The organism is Pseudomonas sp. GW822-FHT02G04 (assembly GCF_058802085.1).
Window position 1 is genome coordinate 60,735 of the sequence record NZ_JBXANU010000019.1, and the last position, 18,771, is coordinate 79,505.

Here is an 18,771-nt window from a genome sequence, read left to right on the forward strand (position 1 = left end):
CTTCGAGCCGACGGCTCGGCTCAGTACGCCAGCAAGACCGCTGATGTCATCGCACGAATCGCTTGAGTGATCGTCGACTCGCTATTACTTGCTCTCGTATCTCGTCTGGGTTTATCGACATGCCGCCGTCAGGTGTCACGCGGAGCGACTGCAGTTTATTGAGGGCAGCTATGAACGCGCGATCTCTCGCTTGCTCTGAGCCAGATCTTTTGTCAGGCCAAACGAATTCAACGCATCTCCTAAACAAGTTCATAACGCTCTCCATTGACGTCGACTGCTCATCACAGAGCTTCAGCAAATGATATCTGGGTTCTACTACCCTCAGCGACGGGCGCTGATGTGCTGGGCCATAAAAACTCAAAGCGCGGTGGTAAATCGTCATGCATTGGCCACCTGACTGGCTTCACAGGAGGTGTTAGATGAGTGAGCGATTAGCCGCTAGATATTGGACAACTTGCTCGAGACCCGTTCTGCTATTTATAAGGCCACGAGGTCGACTACACAGACCACGATTCTCGCTGCTGAGCCAGTTTCTTGCATTTCGCTCGTTACCAACGGCTGCGAGTAATGACTGATACACCTCAACTAAAAGCAAAGCACGGCTCCACGCGTCACTGCTCGGTCGAAGCAGTTCATGTCCATGGCGGAGAAGCAGCACCGAAGAAACATGCTCGTTCAAGACAGCTGAAAGTTCAGCGTCATCAAGCCCCAGCCCTTCGCCGGCCCGGATAAAAGCTTTGCCAAGTACAGCGCTTTCAGCGCTCGAAGCGGACTCCATGCTCCACCATATGGTCGGTGATGACTGGTCTGTAACGTAATTCTATGCTCTGTAACGCTGCTTACGTTACAAGTCAAAAGTTACGTTACAGTGTGTGATTAAACTCAAAAGGCAAGCGGAGCGCGCAGGCCCGCACGGCTAAAGGCGTAAGAATGGAAGCCCATTGGCAGAGACCGGCGCTCGCAGCTCGCACTCGCGCTTCCTCGTTGGTGGCAGCCATTTAAGAAAGATCTTTTGTTTTAACGTACGGCAGAGGCCGTTCCAGCTCCTCCAGACTCATTCCTCGCCGTGAAGCGTTATGAGCCCAGCGCACGAACTGCTCCAAAAGCCTGGTGTTTTCGCGTGTTAGGCGTTGTATGCGTTCCTCCAGTTCTCTATTCCGACTATCCATGAGCGCGACTTCGGGGGGCTTGGAAGAGTCCTCATTCGAACCCCGGCAGCGCTCTTTCGCATGATCCCAAGCATCTTTGATTCGATCATGTCTCAGCATTGCTGCCTTGGTGTATCGATGGCCAATATCAACGGCAAGAGACTCGAGATATAGATCCCAAGTCAGCTTTCCCGCCCATCCGTCCAGCATTAACACCGACTGATTTATCATCAGATCGGTCATCTTAGGTGCGCCCATCAGAAGAACCCCATCGACATAAGAGCATCTTCAGCTTCATCTGCAAGGTCAGCCTCTGGTGGCTGATCTGCGTCTGTAGTGATCATTCTGACGGCATGAGCCAATCCCGTTTTGGACTGAGTATTCTCGGGCGGGGGCAGGGTGATCAAGGTTCCATCAGGGATGCTAGGATCGTTCATCCTCTCCAACACGAGAGCCCAGCGCTCCATCCGGGGCTGATTCTGCTTCAGCCAGCGTGCTGCACCTGGCTCACCTCTCTGGAGAGCGGCTGTGGCGGCTGAAACGGCCTTCGCATGGATGTTGTATTGGAACTCAGCTTCCTTGCGGTGGCGTTTGTCTCCCTTAACGAATACATGTTCTGAACAGTTAGAGCAGTCTTTATCTAAAGGGCATGGTGTCAGGGCGTATTCGTGCTTGCAAAGACCGAAGCGAGTTACGCTAATGGCCCCTAGCTCGACTCTCATGGCCTCATGCTCAGTCAATCCGTGGCTGGCAATGAGTCCTTGTACCTTTTCGCTTAGCGCTTCTCCGGAGGCTATGCCGCCGACGTTGTCTCCAAGTTTCAGATACGCTTCGATGAAAGCCTCTTCAGGCACGTGGTCATACCATTTGTTTTGCTTGACGCTCTTTCGCCCTGACCAGAATGCGATGAGAGACTCACTCAAATGCTTGCTTTGAGCCAGAGTGTTCAAAAGGTGCCGGAATCCGTGGGTTGTGATGGCCAGTGGGCTGCCGTCCGGTTGTGTTTTCCCGTGACGAGAGAAAATGGTGATGCCGCTAGGATTTGCCCCTAATTGGTTGTTGAATTGATTGACACTAAATACGGCTGGAACGTTGTTAAGCGTCTCGGCTGTAGGTGAAAGTGTATTTTCAGGCAACACGAATAGACTCTGATGCCATTTCAATCCAGTAGAACCATCCAAAATTGGAAATATCTCAGGTAGTTTCGCCAAGACATAATTTTGGAGTGAGTTAAAGTCGTACAGACTTACCCAAGAAGCCGCCGCGTCAGCTCGGCGTGTTGGGTCTGAAGTATAGCCCTTTACCTTCAAAAGCCCGTAGCGATCAGAGTGACAGCCTTTGATAGCCGTATTTTTCCCTAATATTCTCGCAACTTCATAAAGCGTTACAGGCTTATCTCGAAGGTGTTCCAAGCTCTCAGGGAGATATAGCTTTCCTGGGTTTTCTGTATACCACAGTGCTGCCTTCCTGGCCGATGCGCCAAGGTTAATAAGAAACTCAACAGTGTCCGATGCAAGCTTTTCAAAGTCTTCTGAGGCAGCAAACTTCGTGAGCGGCATTCCGCCTTTGGCCGGATCCCAAGCTAGACCCATCATCAATCCATCTTCGTCTTGCACATGGCGAATGCAGTTTACTGGCAAGGATAAAATCTCAGAGCCCCTGCTGGGTGCAAACATCGCCAATGTAACGAACGAAGTAACCACGCGATCTGGGATGTGCTTACTTGTATGGTGAATTTCAGCCAAGTCGAGAATGGACTGTACACTAGGAAGTCGGCTGACTACCTTGTCGTTAAGTTTCGGCGCCACCCGATCACCCCGAATGGGTTGTTTATATGCAATCGGAGACACCCATTCCAGTGGTACATTAGTCAATTTTGCGGGGGAGATGATTTTCGTCGCCAGTCGCTCCAAGCAGCGACCGACGCTCCAAGCATCGGCGAAGCGAACCTGTAGCAATTTGGCGGCTTCATCCAGAATGAACCCGTCAACATGGCCAATGCACGCGGGCTTATTTGCATCTAAGAGAGCTTGCTCTATCGCCTGCATTGCATACAAATAGCGTTTGAATTCTTGCAGCTGAAAGCGGCGCATAATTTCGCTAAAAGCGGATTTTGCAAATTCAAGAAATGGCATCGAAAATGGAATTTCGACGGTAGACTTGCTTCCAGAAGGATCGCGCAGCGCCTTGAAATGCGCAATTTTCTTAGTTTTGCCTTGGTTTTTGCCAATGTTGAAGCTGGTAATATTCCAACTATTATCTTCCCAGCAGACGTTGGCGAACGGCATATTCACTTTTGCATGAAGAATAAACTGCTCAAGATTCTCACTCGCGGCCAGCTCTGTCTTTCCTACGAAATGTACAATCGCGCCCATGTTAGACTACCGCCTCATGCATCCTGCTGTCTCGTACTGCCATGATCTGTTGAATCGCAGCCATTGCATTATGATTTATCTGCTGAATTCGAGGTTCTGTCTCGATTTTCTGATCATCAATCAGCGACACCATCAAGGTTTCCCAGGGAGCGTTGATCAAAGGCTCAAAGTACGGGCAAGACAGGCAGGCGATGGGGGCGTGCTGATGGCATTCAGCACGAGTGCCGCAAGCACCCAAGGTCTCTCCGGTGAGCCGGAGGTAATCAGAGATAACGCATTCGTCATCTCCGGCACGACTGGCCTCATCCAGGTGACTAATCAGACGCCCTTGGAAAGCGCTGGCGAAATAATCCATTTCTTTTCCAAGAGCTTGCCGAATCGGCTTCTGAAGCTGCGGCATCGATGCTCTATAGAATTTAATGCAAGAAGTGCTTCGGTGTGTAAGCAGCCTCGCTACCTCTGCATCGGATGCACCTTGAGCTAATGCCCGCGTTGCCATGGTGTAACGGAAGCGGTATGGAGTGATGTGGATGGGGCTTTCCAGACGCTCCGAATAGGTAGGCAGTGACGCCAATGTGTCAGTCACTAAGTTACCTAGCACCGACGGTGTGCCTGGGAAAAGCGGCTCATCTTCTGAGTTCTTTGTATTTGCGTACGTCTCCAAATACGTGATCAAGCACTCCGCAAGCACTGTAGGAGCCTTCCTGATCCAGTATTCACTCGTGATGACTCCTTGGCCCTTCGCCAGTGGGATCCTGAGAGTTACCTCCATACCGGCTTTGTCGTGAATAATCACATCATTGCGTTTCATTCGACGAACTTGGACAGGGCGCACACCCGTTCCAATAAAAAACCAACATAAAGTGAATGCCAGAAGAGATAAATCTCCTTTGGCATATCCGTGATTTAATGCGCCATGAATACTGTGCAATTCTTGATTTGTCAGGGCGCCTTTTTCGGGGTCATTTGTAATTAGAGTGTAGTAAGCACCGCCACCCTTTTGTTCCCATTTGTGGTCATTTTCTAGGAAATCTTCCACCTCTTCCGATAGGCCAGGAAGAGAGTATTCTTTTACTCTGCGCAGTATGGGGGTGATGAAAGCCCTATATGAAGGCTTAATTTCGAAAATGGTGCTGATTTCTTGTAAAGTTATCTTATCGCAAAAGAAATTATCGCCTTGCGCGAGCCAGGCGCTTAGGGCTTTACTGACGGTCGAATTATAGCTCAGGCTATGTGTGGCAAGGGTACTGCAAAAGCAAGTGAAAAGACTTACATGGAAAGCGTTATGTTCATCCAGTATCTCTAAATACATGGGGCATGATTTTCCATCCCTGTTATGTATCGCGAGCTTATCCCCAAGTGAAATAGTAACCAAGCGACCATCAAGCAGCACAACCTGTTTCTTGAGCTTTTTCGTTACTACGCAAGCGATACTGGTCTCTAAAGAGATGTCTGTGGTTATCGCCATTTTAAACCCTTCCTGCAATGTCGTTTGCTAGCTCTTCCGCAATCCTATCCGCTTTCTCTCTAATTGATCTTGCTGCATACCTAGAAGCCATTTCTGAGTTTTTTGACCATCCATTCAACTGAGTTCTTACGCGTTTTTCCTCTTCAGGATCCATACGTTTTTCTGGGGGCAGCGCATCGATTTTACGACTAAGTCTGTCGTTCCAAGTCCGACGAAGAGTGTGGGGTGCAAGGAAATCAGGGATATCCTTCGAACTATCTCTAGCGACTTTAAAGATCAAATTTATAGCGGATTTCGAAAGTTGATCGCCTGATCTCGTGATGAACAAATAACCATGCATTCGTTTTTTTGCTGGAATTTTTGCCCAGTAATCACTCACGAAGTTTCGAAACAAATCTGCTGTCTGTTGCGAAACTGGCAAATTCCTTGAGAGTGTTTTGGATACTCTAACTTTTACGCGCTTGCGTGCGTAGTCCACATCTTCGACCCGAACGTGTCGTAGTTCATTTCGCCTCATTGTGGTGTCGACGAAGCACCTGTACATCAGATGGTTTCTTGCTTGGATGAATCCCTCTCTAAAGGGATTCTCAGCAGAACCAGCTTCGAATGCGCTATCAACAACGGTCATTACTGACTCTGGGAGCCCCTCTACTGCGTCTCCCTGAGATGAACCACCAGTTTTGGGCGCTAGACTACGGAGTCGCGCGATGGCCACTTCACGGGCTGATTTGAGATCTTCATTGGACGGGGCCAGTACCTGATTGCAAAGTCGCTCGTGATGGAACTCCAAAAACTTGGCGACCGTCATGATCCTATAACCCCCTTCAGCGGCGGAAAGATGGGTCACGGTATCATTCGTCGCCATCCTTCCGCGCACCTGCTCAAGCCGCACGATCTTTTGTTGCTTTGTGACTTTGGCTGCGCTGACCTCTCGATCCTGACCCGCTCGATCCAATCGAAGAAAGTTGGCTAGGTCTTCGCACTGCTCGATGGTCAGGAACGTTGGAGAGGAAAGGGTTGCATGGATGTCAATCTTTCGCGCATAGGCCCAGAGGTAGGCCATGCCCAAGGTACGAAGGACTTTCTCAGTGGTCGTCAACGCTGCGCCCCGGTCGCGATAACGGAGGGTGGCGTAGACGTTGGGTAGGAAGGGGGGGTAGCCGTCTTCATCCACCAGCACAGCCATAGGTAGGCCATCAGTGGCGGTGAAGGATCTGATTCGGATGGCTTGCAATGTATACGTTTCCTGAACCTGTGATAGCAGGGTCGGAAGTATAGGTCGGAGATTTTTTGCTGTAAACCAAAAACCCCCTTTGTTATCAGGGGGTTGATGGAGTATTACACGCTAATGTATACGTTTATTTCAACATGGCTGTCATTGGCAAGCTTCGCAATCCGGCTCGTCAATGGCGCAGGCCTTCGGCACTGGTGCAGGACCGGCTGGGGCTGCCAGGACCGAGTCGTCACCGTGGTTGCCGCCGCTGGAAACAGCGTTCAGCTTACCGGTGTTGATGGTCGACTTCTCGGTGCTGGTCGCGGCCAGGGCACGGAGGTAGTAGGTGGTTTTCAGACCACGGTACCAGGCCATGCGGTAGGTCACGTCCAGCTTCTTGCCCGAAGCGCCGGCGATGTACAGGTTCAGCGACTGAGCCTGGTCGATCCACTTCTGACGACGGCTGGCGGCGTCGACGATCCACTTGGTGTCCACTTCGAAGGCAGTCGCGTAGAGCTCTTTGAGTTCTTGCGGGATGCGCTCGATCTGCTGCACCGAACCGTCGTAGTACTTCAGGTCGTTGATCATGACCGAGTCCCACAGACCGCGAGCCTTCAGGTCGCGAACCAGGTACGGGTTGATCACGGTGAATTCGCCCGACAGGTTCGATTTCACATAGAGGTTCTGGTAGGTCGGTTCGATCGACTGCGACACGCCGGTGATGTTGGCGATGGTTGCGGTCGGTGCGATGGCCATGATGTTGGAGTTACGAATGCCTTTCTGTACACGGGCGCGAACCGGTGCCCAGTCCAGGGTTTCGTTCAGGTCAACGTCGATGTACTTCTGGCCACGCTGCTCGATCAGGATCTGTTGCGAATCCAGCGGCAGGATGCCTTTGGACCACAGCGAACCCTGGAACGTCTCGTAGGCGCCACGTTCGTCAGCCAGGTCGCAGGAAGCCTGGATCGCGTAGTAGCTGACCGCTTCCATCGACTTGTCGGCGAACTCGACAGCAGCGTCGGAACCGTAAGGGATGTGCTGCAGGTACAGAGCGTCCTGGAAGCCCATGATGCCCAGACCGACCGGACGGTGCTTGAAGTTGGAGTTCTTCGCTTGCGGCACCGAGTAGTAGTTGATGTCGATCACGTTATCGAGCATGCGTACGGCGGTGTTCACGGTGCGTTGCAGCTTGGCGGTGTCCAGCTTGCCGTCGACGATGTGGTTCGGCAGGTTGATCGAGCCCAGGTTGCAAACGGCGATCTCGTCCTTGTTGGTGTTCAAGGTGATCTCGGTGCACAGGTTCGAGCTGTGAACCACGCCCACGTGCTGCTGCGGGCTGCGCAGGTTGCACGGGTCTTTGAAGGTCAGCCATGGGTGGCCGGTTTCAAACAGCATGGACAGCATTTTGCGCCACAGGTCTTTGGCCTGGATGGTCTTGAACAGCTTGACCTTGCCTGGGTACTCGGTCAGGGCTTCGTAGTATTCGTAGCGCTCTTCGAAGGCCTTGCCGGTCAGGTCGTGCAGGTCCGGTACTTCGGACGGCGAGAACAGGGTCCACTTGCCGTCATCGAAGACACGCTTCATGAACAGGTCTGGGATCCAGTTGGCGGTGTTCATGTCGTGGGTACGACGACGGTCATCACCAGTGTTCTTACGCAGTTCGATGAACTCTTCGATGTCCATGTGCCAGGTTTCCAGGTAGGCACAGACAGCGCCTTTGCGCTTGCCACCCTGGTTAACGGCGACGGCGGTGTCGTTCACCACTTTCAGGAACGGCACGACGCCCTGGGATTTGCCGTTGGTGCCCTTGATGTACGAACCCAGCGCACGAACCGGAGTCCAGTCGTTGCCCAGGCCGCCTGCGAATTTCGACAACATGGCGTTGTCGTGGATCGCGTGGTAGATGCCCGACAGGTCATCCGGCACGGTGGTCAGGTAGCAGCTCGACAGCTGTGGACGCAGGGTACCGGCGTTGAACAGGGTTGGGGTCGAGGACATGTAGTCGAAGGACGACAGCAGGTTGTAGAACTCGATCGCACGGTCTTCTTTCTGCTTCTCTTCGATCGCCAGGCCCATGGCCACGCGCATGAAGAAAATCTGTGGCAGTTCGAAACGGATACCGTCCTTGTGGATGAAGTAACGGTCGTACAGGGTTTGCAGGCCCAGGTAGGTGAACTGCTGATCGCGCTCGTGGTTGATCGCCTTGCCGAGTTTTTCCAGGTCGAAGGACGCCAGAACCGGGTTCAGCAATTCGAATTCGATACCTTTGGCGATGTACGCAGGCAGTGCCTTGGCGTACAGGTCGACCATTTCGTGGTGGGTCGCGCTGTCGGCGACACCGAGGAAGCCCAGGCCTTCGGCACGCAGGGTGTCCATCAGCAGGCGGGCGGTCACGAACGAGTAGTTCGGCTCACGCTCGACCAGGGTACGGGCGGTCATCACCAGAGCGGTGTTGACGTCGGTCAGGGCCACGCCGTCGTACAGGTTCTTCAGGGTTTCGCGCTGGATCAGCTCGCCGTCGACTTCTTCCAGGCCTTCGCACGCTTCGGTAACGATGGTGTTCAGACGACCCATGTCCAGCGGTGCGAGGCTGCCATCGGCGCGGGTGATGCGGATCGATGGATGAGCGTTGACGGCTTCTTCGGCAGGGCTGTGTGCTGCGCGCTCTTTGGCGCGGGAGTCACGGTAGATCACATAGTCGCGGGCTACTTTTTGCTCGCCAGCACGCATCAGGGCCAGTTCGACCTGGTCCTGGATTTCTTCGATGTGGATGGTGCCGCCCGAAGGCATGCGACGCTTGAAAGTCGCGGTGACTTGTTCGGTCAGGCGGGCAACGGTGTCGTGGATTCGCGACGAAGCGGCAGCGGTGCCGCCCTCAACTGCGAGAAACGCTTTGGTGATGGCGACGGTGATCTTGTCATCGGTGTAAGGGACGACAGTGCCGTTACGCTTGATCACGCGCAGTTGGCCAGGCGCGGTGGCGGACAGATCCGAATTCGAATCGGTGGCCTGCGGCAAGGTGCCCTGCGGGTTCTCGCGAGTTGTGTCGGTTTGCATGGGGGGGTATCTCCACATTCTCTATGTTTGTTTGGGCACCATCACGGTGCCCACCGTTCTGTCCTGAAGCACTACAACCGGCGGGGGCCGGGCATACCAACTTCGGGACAGATCAGGAAGGGGCTATCGGGCGCCGCTTCCATGCCGAAGTCTTTGGTGTCACGCCTGGGGCCTGAAACCGAATTCCGTTTTGGGCGGCAGTAAATGACTGCAACACCCGTACCGTTATCGCCGTTTCGGGCTTAAAAACAGTAGCCATCCGCACGCGCGGTTTGGTCTTTCGAAAATACGTTTGGTTCAACCGGAAAGAGGCAATAAAAGCGCTTGAAATCGGTGTCCGGTTTGTGTTTGGTTTTTGGCGTAAAACCCTACATGTAGGGTTTTTTTTGCGCCGAGGTACAAGATAATGCGTTTTGGAGGGTGTTGCAACGTACTACCTGTGGATAAACCTGTGCGTAAATTGTGTGTGAAAGAGGGAACAGGCGTGTAGGCCGCGACCTAGCTGGAGCCGACCATTTTTCACTGATTTTCAGCGACAGAAAACAGTCATCCGGATTTTTAAGGGCGCGAACCCTATCACAAAAAACCGTTGTGTCCGAACGCATTTACCGGCTTGTGTTCCAGACGTGTGGCGTTTATACAATCGGCCCATGCGGATGCATTCTTATCCTCCCCAATCATTACAAAAAGACGGGTGGATCCTTCCTTAAGCAGTGGTGTTGGCAAGCAGAGGTCATCGTGGAGCAAGAAGCCTGGCAGGTATTGATTGTCGAAGACGACCAGCGTCTGGCCGAACTGACCCGTGATTACCTGGAAGCCAACGGCCTGCGAGTATCGATCGAGGGCAATGGCGCCCTGGCCGCAGCACGCATCATCAAGGAGAAACCGGACCTGGTAATTCTCGACCTGATGCTCCCCGGCGAAGATGGCCTGAACATTTGCCGCAAGGTCCGTGACAAATATGACGGGCCGATCCTGATGCTCACCGCGCGCACCGATGACACCGATCAGATTCTCGGCCTGGACCTGGGTGCCGATGACTACGTCTGCAAACCGGTGCGTCCACGTTTATTGCTCGCGCGTATTCAGGCCCTGCTGCGACGTAGCGAAGCACCTGAAGCCGCCCCGGAAAAACTCCGGCGCCTGCAGTTCGGCCCGTTGGTGGTGGACAACGCATTGCGCGAAGCCTGGTTGCAGGACAAAGGCATCGAGCTGACCAGTGCCGAGTTCGATTTGCTCTGGCTGCTGGTGGCCAATGCCGGGCGAATCCTGTCACGCGAAGAAATTTTCACCGCGCTGCGCGGTATCGGTTATGACGGCCAGGACCGCTCCATCGACGTGCGCATCTCGCGCATCCGCCCCAAGATCGGCGATGACCCGGAGCATCCGCGGCTGATCAAGACCATCCGCAGCAAAGGCTATTTGTTCGTGCCGGAAGCCTGCACGCTGTGAACTCGATCTTCCTGCGTATTTATGGCGGCATGTGCGCGGCGCTGATTCTGGTGGCCGTGCTCGGTGTGCTGGCCTTGCACCTGCTTAATCAGGTGCGCAGCGAACAGTACCGCGAGCGCCTGGCTCACGGCACGTTCTCGCTGATGGCCGATAACCTGCAACCGATGAACGAAACCGAGCGCCACCGGGCCTTGTTGTTGTGGGAGCGCTTGCTCGGGATTCCGCTGGCGCTGAAGACGTTCCCCCAGACCGACCTCGACCTGACCCAGCGTACCCGCGTGCTGCACGGCCAGGCATTGGTGGAGCAAACCGGGCCGCATGCGGCGAAGGTTTATCGCCTGGTCAGCGACAAGGAACAATTGGTGCTCACCGGTGAAGTCCAGCAGATCAGCGAGCAACTGGCGCGGGCGACTATCTACCTGCTGGCTGATGAGCTGGTTCGCTACCCGGTGGCCGAGCAGCCCAAGCGCCTGGAGCAGTTAAAGGAAGAGAAAGGCTTCGGCTTCGATCTGCGGCTGGTGACGGTTGATGAGGCCGACATGGACGAAGACCAGAGCCGCCGCGTGTCTGAAGGCGACACAGTGATGGCGTTGGGCAAGGGCGGCGATTCGATCCGGGTGTTTGCCGGTATGGTCGGTACGCCGTGGGTGCTGGAAATCGGCCCGCTGTATCAGATGAATCCTTACCCGCCCGAGTGGCTGGTGTTGATCGCGGCCCTTGGCCTGAGTCTGATTGGTTTGATTGTCTATCTGTTGGTGCGGCAACTGGAGCGCCGTTTGCGCGGTCTCGAAGCCGCCGCTACACGCATTGCCAAGGGCAGCCTGGAAACCCGCGTACCGGCACGCGGCGCGGACTCGGTAGGGCGGCTGGCCTCGGCGTTCAACGGCATGGCTGAGCACTTGCAGCAATTGCTGGCGATTCAGCGAGAACTGGTGCGTGCCGTGTCCCACGAATTGCGCACACCGGTGGCGCGCCTGCGTTTTGGCCTGGAGATGATCGGCTCGGCCAGCACGCCTGAGGCGCTGGAGAAATACCGCGAGGGCATGGACCACGACATTGAGGACCTCGATCGGCTGGTCGATGAGATGCTCACTTATGCGCGGCTGGAGCAGGGCTCGCCGGCGCTGAATTTCCAGCGGATCGATCTGGATGCGCTGGTCAATCAGGTGATCGAGGAACTGGCGCCGTTGCGCGCCGAGGTCACGGTGCAACGCGGCTTGTGCCTGTCGGCCGCCGATTGCGACGGCGCCTGGGTCGAGGCCGAACCGCGTTACCTGCACCGGGCGTTGCAGAACCTGGTGAGCAACGCCATGCGCCACGCCCATTCACGGGTGACCGTCAGCTATCAGGTGGGGCAGCAGCGCTGTCGGGTGGATGTCGAGGATGACGGGCCGGGCGTGCCGGAAACCGCGTGGGAGAAAATATTCACCCCGTTCCTGCGCCTCGACGACAGCCGCACCCGCGCCTCGGGCGGGCATGGGCTGGGATTGTCGATCGTGCGGCGGATCATCCATTGGCACGACGGGCGAGCACTGATCAGCAAGAGCAAAAGCCTGGGCGGGGCGTGTTTCAGTTTGAGCTGGCCGAGGAATCAGGAGCGGCGTTGAGGTTGGGCACGTGAGCGGGGGCTTCAGGCCTTGATACTGACCAGGCTCAACAACTGCCCATCCATCACCGCAAACTGCGCGTCCAGTTCGGTGCCGCTGCGCCATTCACTGGACAGGTCGGTCAGCAACCGCAACCGCACTTCACCACCCTCGTTCCACTCCAGCATTTCGGCGTGTTCGAAGTAGAAGCGCTTTTGGACGATCGGATAGAGCGCCTTGAACAGGCTTTCCTTCACCGAAAACGTCAGCGTTACCACCATCGCCAACTGATCGCGAGCCCCGGCGGCCATGCGCTGCAACTCAGGCCCGGTGAGAATTTCCCCGGCCAGGCGTTCGGCCCGTTCTGCGTCGAGCAGGTTTTCCATGTCCATCCCCAAACCGCGCCAATGGGCCTTGTTCGCGACAATCGCCGCGGCCCGGCCGGTGCTGTGGGTGATCGAACCGGTGATATGCGCGGGCCACACCGGTGCGCGGTCTTCACCAATGGCCGGAATGAAGCTCAGCCCTTCCAGTTGTTGCAACGCGGCCCGAGCGCAAATCCGCCCGGCAAGAAACTCGGCCTGACGCTTGGCCACCGAGCGCTGGATACTCGCGGGCGGCTCGATGGCGCTGCGCTGGAAATCATCGCTGGCCAATTGCTTGGTATCGAAGTGAGTGCCCAGCAGGACCGTATCGGGCAGCACAAACGGCAGCGGCCAATGGGCGTCGAGCGGGGTGCAGCAGGCGGGTAGGGCGGGGACGGAATTCATGACAGGCATTTTGCCGGGTTGCCTTGAGGCTGGGTAGTCCCAAGGTGATCGAGGTGATCGTTCCCACGGTCCCCGTGGGAATGCAGCCCGGGACGCTCCGCGTCCCTTTGCGGATGTGACGCAGAGCGTCACCGGATGCATTCCCACGCAGAGCGTGGGAACGATCACTGAGTCAGCCAAAGATCTTCTTGAAAAACGCCTGCATGTCCGCCCACGATTTTTCATCGGCGGCCTTGTTGTAACCAATGTCCGGCCCGCCATGATCGCCATGGCTCAGACGATCCGCATCAGGATTGCTGAACCCATGCTTGGCGCCTTCGAGGCTGACGAACTTATAGTCGGCACCGGCCTTGTCCATTTCCGCCTTGAACGCCGTCACGTTTTCCGCCGTGACCATGCTGTCCAGCGCGCCATGCTCCACCAGGATTTTCGCTTTCACGCTGCCAGGCGTTGCCGGTGTATTGGTCGCCAGTGCACCGTGGAAACTCACCACGCCCGCCAGTGGCAAGCCCTGACGCGCCGCATCCAGAACCACCTTGCCGCCGAAGCAATAACCGATGCCCGCCAGTTTGGCCGGATCGGTCTGTGGCTGTTTCTTCAGCAAATCGAGCCCGGCCTGAAACCGCGCGTTGGCTGCTGCACTGTCCTTCGTCGCGGCTTGCATGAACGCCATGGCGTCCTTGGGGTGTTCGGTGTTCTTGCCGTCGCCATACATGTCGATCGCCAGCGCGCTGTAGCCCAGACCGGCCAGATCGCGGGCGCGACGCTTGGCATAGTCGTTGAGCCCCCACCACTCATGCACCACCACCACGCCCGGGCGCGGGCCTTTGATGGCGTCATCGTAGGCGTAATAGCCAATCAGTTTTGTGCCATCGGCACTTTGATAGGGAATTTCCTGGGTCTTGATGGCGGCCTGGCTGAGCCCGCTCACGGCCAGCAATACAAGGGCGAGGAACACGCGCATGGTTGAATCTCCTTATAAACAAACGTCAAGACAGCGTAGTCGATTTGATTCAGCTCAGGTTCAGAGTGCGTTCAGGGGGCGTACAGGGTGAGGTCAGTAACCTTGCCCCGTACCCAAAAGCACATAGCGCATGAGGAAATTCCCCAATGACTACATTGAAAAAACTGCTGCTGGCTTTCACCGTGATGGGCGCCAGTGTTGCCGCCCACGCCGACACCACCAATTTTGCCGGCCTGACATTTGGCCAGACCAGCGACAAGGTTAAAAAATCCAGTGCCCTGAACGACAACCTCAACCACCCGAACGCCGACGGTGTGATCGGCAAGGACAACACCTGGGGTTTGCGTGTGGGCCAGCAAGACAGCCAGGGCCGCTACTACGCCACTTACGACAACGTGTCGGGCTCGCATAATGGCATTAAACTGCGTCAGGAAAACCTGCTGGGCAGCTACGATCTGTTCTACCCGGTGGGTGGCAGCACCAAACTGTTCGGCGGTGCCACGGCCGGTTTGACCAAACTGAGCCAGAACTCGCCGGGTTTCAGCCATGACAGCGATATCGGCTATGCCTTGGGCGGCCAGGTCGGCGTGTTGCAACAAGTTACGCAAAACACCTCGGTCGAGCTGGGTTACCGTTACCTGCGTAGCAACGCCAGCACCGAGATGAGCGAGCGCGGCGGCAGCAAACAGGGGTCGCTGGACTTGACCAGCAGCGCCCAGACGTACCTGTCCGCCAACTACGCTTTCTAAACAGCGTTTGGTTGCCAGTCAGTTAAGCCTCGCAACCTGTGGGAGCGGGCTTGACTGACCTTTGGAGATGTTGATTTGCCCCGGAGAGCCTTATGAAATTGCTGGTCGTCGAAGATGAAGCGCTGCTGCGCCATCACCTGCAAACCCGTTTGACGGACAGCGGCCACGTGGTCGAGGCCGTGGCCAACGCCATCGATGCGTTGCATCAGGCCGAGCAGTTCAACCATGACCTGGCGGTGATCGACCTCGGTCTGCCGGGCATGGGCGGGCTCGACCTGATTCGTCAGCTGCGCTCCCAGGGCAAGACGTTTCCGATTCTGATCCTCACCGCGCGCGGCAACTGGCAAGACAAGGTCGAAGGCCTCGCCGCTGGTGCCGACGACTACGTGGTCAAGCCGTTCCAGTTCGAAGAGCTGGACGCCCGGCTCAATGCCTTGCTGCGCCGCTCCAGCGGGTTCACCCAGTCGACCATCGTCGCCGGTCCCTTGCTGCTGGACCTCAATCGTAAACAGGCGTCCCTCGATGACCAACCGCTGGCGCTGACCGCCTACGAATACCGGATCCTCGAATACCTGATGCGGCATCATCAGCAAGTGGTGGCCAAGGACCGCTTGATGGAGCAGCTCTATCCGGATGACGACGAGCGCGATCCGAATGTGATCGAAGTGCTGGTCGGCCGCTTGCGCCGCAAACTCGAAGGCCCGGCCGGGTTCAAACCGATCGATACCGTGCGTGGTCTCGGTTACCTGTTCAATGAGCGCTGCACTTGATTCGTTCCCTTCGTGTCCGCTTGATGCTCGCCGCCACCACCCTGGCGGTGTTGTTCATGCTGGCGTTACTGCCGGCGATGCAGGGCGCGTTCAGCCTGGCGTTGCAGGACTCCATCGAGCAGCGCCTGGCGTCGGACGTCACCACGCTGATCTCCGCCGCCCGGGTGGATAACAACCGTTTGCAGATGCCGGCGCAGTTGCCCGATGAGCGTTTCAACCTCACCGACAGCCGTTTGCTCGGCTACATCTATGACCGCGAAGGTCACCTGGTCTGGCGCTCGAAGGCCACCCAGGAAGAGAACATCAACTACAAGCCGCGTTACGACGGGCGCGGTAATGAGTTCGCGAGGATTCGCGAGGCCAATGGCGAAGAGTTTTTCGTCTATGACGTCGAGGTCAAGCTGCTCGGCGGCAAAAGCGCGGCGTTCAGCATCGTCGCGCTGCAACCGGTGCGCGAATACGAAGTCACCCTCGAAGGCCTGCGGGAAAACCTCTACCTGGGCTTCGGTGCCGCGTTGCTGGTGTTGCTCGTCTTGCTCTGGGTCGGCCTGACCTGGGGCTTGCAGGCGTTGAGCCGGCTGAGCCAGGAGCTGGACCAGATCGAAAGCGGCACCCGCGAAAGCCTCAGCGAACAACACCCGCGCGAACTGCTGCGCTTGACCGGCTCGCTCAACCGTTTGCTGCACAGCGAGCGTGAACAGCGCAGCCGTTATCGCGACTCTCTCGACGACCTGGCCCACAGCCTGAAAACTCCGCTGGCGGTGTTGCAAGGGGTCAGCGAAGACATGGCGCAAAAGCCGCAAGAGCGCGATCAGGCCTGGGTGCTGCAAACCCAGATCGAACGCATGAGCCAGCAGATCAGCTATCAACTGCAACGGGCCAGCCTGCGCAAAAGCGGCCTGGTGCGTCATCAGGTACGCCTGCGGCCGGTGCTGCAAAGCCTCTGCGACACCCTGGACAAGGTCTACCGCGACAAACGCGTGCGGGTCGCTTTCGATCTGCCGGATCAGTGCTACGTGCCGATCGAGCAGGGCGCCTTGCTGGAAATGATGGGCAACCTGCTGGAAAACGCCTATCGCCTGTGTTTGAGCGAAGTGCGCATCAGCGTGCGCGAAACCCTCAGTGGCATTGAACTTTGCATTGAAGACGATGGCCCCGGCGTACCACCGGACCAGCGCGCACGGATTCTCGAGCGCGGCGAGCGGCTGGACCGCCAGCATCCGGGGCAGGGGATTGGCTTGGCGGTGGTCAAGGACATCATTGAAAGCTACAGCGCCAAGCTGACGCTGGGGGATTCGCCGATGGGCGGCGCGGCGTTCCGGATTCATTTTCCGGTGGTTTGATGTGGGTGCCTGGCTTTTGATTTTAAACGTGGATGTTTAAAAGACATCTCCAGACACTCACCCAGGCTACACATCCTTGCGCCGTTGCCTACGACTACGCCAGAATCCGCCGGCTAGTGCGCCTGGGGCGTGGGCTATATCGTTTCCCTGTCGCTGACCAATCAGCGATCGGGTTTAGCAGCCCGGGTCATCTCTAGGCGTACAACGTTAGTCGTTCATGTTATGGCGGCTTTGCGTGGGGCACTTCGGTGCGCCGGGTTCTAGAGTCCTGGTCTGCTAACCCGCGTACAGCCGCCACCTCTTTTTCGTTTAGCAGCGATATGTAGCGGCTCCATTACTCTAGGAGCTTGATATGTTCAAAATCACACCGAACCCACCGGAAACCGATCCGACATCCCCCTACGAATCCCTCGACTCCAAAAAACTCCACGAAGCCGCCGACCGCGCCCTCGACCACTACCTCAAACCACCCATCCCCAAAGACACCAAGCGCAAACCCAGCACCATTTACCATGTCGGTGCGAAGGTCGATAACGAAACCCTGCTGGTCAACGCCTGCGAATCCCTGGCATCAGCCAGCGTGATGCTCAGTGAGTTCGCCGGGTTGATGGACATGCCACATCGCAACATGATGTTGGGGATTCAATCGGTGGTCATGCTCGGTGAGCTGGCGGTGAATCGGGTGCTGGATAACCTCGATCCTCAGAACTGAGTGATCCATGATCGTTAACCTCGATCCACAAGGCTAGCGAGGATGATCGTTCCCACGCTCCGCGTGGGAATGCAGCCCGGGACGCTCCGCGTCCCTTCCAGAGCCGAACGCGGAGCGTCCGTTGAGGCATTCCCACGCAGAGCGTGGGAACGATCATCTTAGAGCTCCTGGGCGCGATAGGCCCCCGGCGTCAACCCGGTCCACTTCTTGAACGCCCGGTGAAATGCCGACGGCTCGGAAAACCCCAATTGCTCGGCAATCTGTTGCAACGACAGATCCGCCCGCCCCAGGTGATAAATCGCGATGTCCCGGCGCAACTGATCCTTCAATTCCTGAAAACTCGTGCCTTCCTCACGCAAATGCCGGCGCAAGGTTTGCGGGCTGATGTGCAGGTGCGCCGCCACTGCTTCCAGGTCTGGCCAGCGTGCGCTGTCGCGGCTGAGCAAGCGCCGCAATTGGCTGCTCAGGCTGTCGCCTTCGTCGGGGCGTGACAGCAGGTCGGCGGGGGAGCGCTCGAGAAAGTGCTTGAGGGTTCGTTCGTCCTGCAACAGCGGCATGTTCAGGTAGCGACTGTGGAACAGCAGGCTACTCTGAGTAGTATCGAACGTTAGCGGGCAGGAAAACAGCAAGTCGTATTCGGCCCCGTGCTCGGGCCTCGGGTAGCTGAATGTGGCGTGCTCCAGACGAATGCGCTGGCCGATCAGCCAGCTGCCGAACCGATGCCAGATCACCAGCAGGCTTTCGCTGAGGAAGTGGTCCGGGTCCCACAGCGGCGAATCGTCGAGGCTCAGGCGAATCATCTCGCCTTCGCGATTCAGCGTCAGGCGCGGCGCCCCGGGAAACAGGCTGTAAAACAACAGGCCGCGATTGAGTGCTTTCTCCAGCGTGCGGCAGTGGATCACCGCGTGGCACATCATCGCGAAGCTGCCGGGTTTGCTCGGGGCCTGTCCGAAGCCCAGGTATTCGTCGTCCAGGGCCAGCCACAATCCCTGGATCAACCGGGTGAACTGTTCAGGCGCGATTCGCGCGCGCGGTTCCTCAAGCAACTCGGGGCTGATCCCCAGTTGCTGCAACAGGCTCGAATAGTCGTAGCCACGCCGGCGCGCACCGCCGAGGGCGGCACGGGCGAAATGGCTGGCGATAGTGCGTTCACGCATGAGGGCA

At 56.8% G+C, this 18,771-nt stretch carries 15 protein-coding genes; 6 read left to right on the forward strand and 9 right to left on the reverse strand.

The window, feature by feature from the left end; translation table 11 throughout:
- Positions 1-415 precede the first annotated feature (415 nt).
- The 6 genes from AC1RO5_RS21535 to AC1RO5_RS21560 all read right to left on the reverse strand — a co-directional run bounded on the left by AC1RO5_RS21535 (position 416) and on the right by AC1RO5_RS21560 (position 9,261).
- Positions 416-778 (reverse strand): antitoxin Xre/MbcA/ParS toxin-binding domain-containing protein, encoded by a 363-nt coding sequence (locus AC1RO5_RS21535; protein ID WP_493177523.1) that lies wholly within the window; start codon positions 776-778, stop codon positions 416-418.
- A gap of 220 nt (positions 779-998) precedes the next feature.
- Positions 999-1,391, reverse strand: a complete 393-nt coding sequence (locus tag AC1RO5_RS21540) for a hypothetical protein (RefSeq protein ID WP_493177525.1) — start codon at positions 1,389-1,391, stop codon at positions 999-1,001.
- Positions 1,392-1,405: 14 nt separating this feature from the next.
- Positions 1,406-3,523, reverse strand: coding sequence for a hypothetical protein (locus tag AC1RO5_RS21545; RefSeq protein WP_493177527.1), 2,118 nt, complete (start codon positions 3,521-3,523; stop codon positions 1,406-1,408).
- Between the two features lies 1 nt (position 3,524).
- A complete protein-coding gene (locus AC1RO5_RS21550; protein WP_493177529.1) occupies positions 3,525-4,991 on the reverse strand; it encodes a hypothetical protein in 1,467 nt (488 codons plus the stop codon).
- A 1-nt stretch (position 4,992) separates the two neighbouring features.
- Positions 4,993-6,177 carry a tyrosine-type recombinase/integrase gene (locus tag AC1RO5_RS21555; RefSeq protein WP_493177530.1) on the reverse strand — a complete coding sequence of 395 codons (1,185 nt, stop codon included), beginning with the start codon at positions 6,175-6,177 and terminating at the stop codon, positions 4,993-4,995.
- Positions 6,178-6,366: 189 nt separating this feature from the next.
- Positions 6,367-9,261 carry a ribonucleoside-diphosphate reductase subunit alpha gene (locus AC1RO5_RS21560; protein WP_028938897.1) on the reverse strand — a complete coding sequence of 965 codons (2,895 nt, stop codon included), beginning with the start codon at positions 9,259-9,261 and terminating at the stop codon, positions 6,367-6,369.
- Between the two features lie 738 nt (positions 9,262-9,999).
- On the opposite strand from AC1RO5_RS21560, the gene AC1RO5_RS21565 reads away from it, so the two are divergent.
- Positions 10,000-10,713, forward strand: a complete 714-nt coding sequence (locus tag AC1RO5_RS21565) for a response regulator (protein ID WP_493177532.1) — start codon at positions 10,000-10,002, stop codon at positions 10,711-10,713.
- A complete protein-coding gene (locus tag AC1RO5_RS21570; protein ID WP_493177534.1) occupies positions 10,710-12,320 on the forward strand; it encodes an ATP-binding protein in 1,611 nt (536 codons plus the stop codon). Before AC1RO5_RS21565 ends, AC1RO5_RS21570 begins: the two co-directional genes overlap by 4 nt.
- Before the next feature lie 23 nt (positions 12,321-12,343).
- Here the strand turns inward: AC1RO5_RS21570 and AC1RO5_RS21575 are convergent, their stop codons facing one another.
- Positions 12,344-13,069: a 4'-phosphopantetheinyl transferase family protein gene (locus AC1RO5_RS21575; protein ID WP_493177535.1), complete on the reverse strand. Its 726-nt coding sequence runs from the start codon at positions 13,067-13,069 to the stop codon at positions 12,344-12,346.
- Between the two features lie 172 nt (positions 13,070-13,241).
- A complete protein-coding gene (locus AC1RO5_RS21580; RefSeq protein ID WP_493177536.1) occupies positions 13,242-14,033 on the reverse strand; it encodes a dienelactone hydrolase family protein in 792 nt (263 codons plus the stop codon).
- Positions 14,034-14,179: 146 nt separating this feature from the next.
- Here AC1RO5_RS21580 and AC1RO5_RS21585 point away from each other — a divergent pair, with 146 nt between their 5' ends.
- The 4 genes from AC1RO5_RS21585 to AC1RO5_RS21600 all read left to right on the forward strand — a co-directional run bounded on the left by AC1RO5_RS21585 (position 14,180) and on the right by AC1RO5_RS21600 (position 17,607).
- Positions 14,180-14,782: a hypothetical protein gene (locus tag AC1RO5_RS21585; protein ID WP_493177538.1), complete on the forward strand. Its 603-nt coding sequence runs from the start codon at positions 14,180-14,182 to the stop codon at positions 14,780-14,782.
- A gap of 92 nt (positions 14,783-14,874) precedes the next feature.
- Positions 14,875-15,552: a response regulator transcription factor gene (locus AC1RO5_RS21590; RefSeq protein ID WP_018926312.1), complete on the forward strand. Its 678-nt coding sequence runs from the start codon at positions 14,875-14,877 to the stop codon at positions 15,550-15,552.
- The gene (locus AC1RO5_RS21595) at positions 15,549-16,895 is read left to right on the forward strand and encodes an ATP-binding protein (RefSeq protein ID WP_413697048.1); all 1,347 of its coding nucleotides are present in this window, start codon (positions 15,549-15,551) and stop codon (positions 16,893-16,895) included. The genes AC1RO5_RS21590 and AC1RO5_RS21595 overlap by 4 nt, the downstream gene beginning before the upstream one ends.
- Before the next feature lie 352 nt (positions 16,896-17,247).
- Positions 17,248-17,607, forward strand: coding sequence for a DUF6124 family protein (locus AC1RO5_RS21600; RefSeq protein ID WP_493177540.1), 360 nt, complete (start codon positions 17,248-17,250; stop codon positions 17,605-17,607).
- A 158-nt stretch (positions 17,608-17,765) separates the two neighbouring features.
- Here AC1RO5_RS21600 and AC1RO5_RS21605 read toward each other — a convergent pair whose 3' ends face one another.
- A complete protein-coding gene (locus AC1RO5_RS21605; protein ID WP_493177541.1) occupies positions 17,766-18,764 on the reverse strand; it encodes an AraC family transcriptional regulator in 999 nt (332 codons plus the stop codon).
- Positions 18,765-18,771 lie beyond the last annotated feature (7 nt).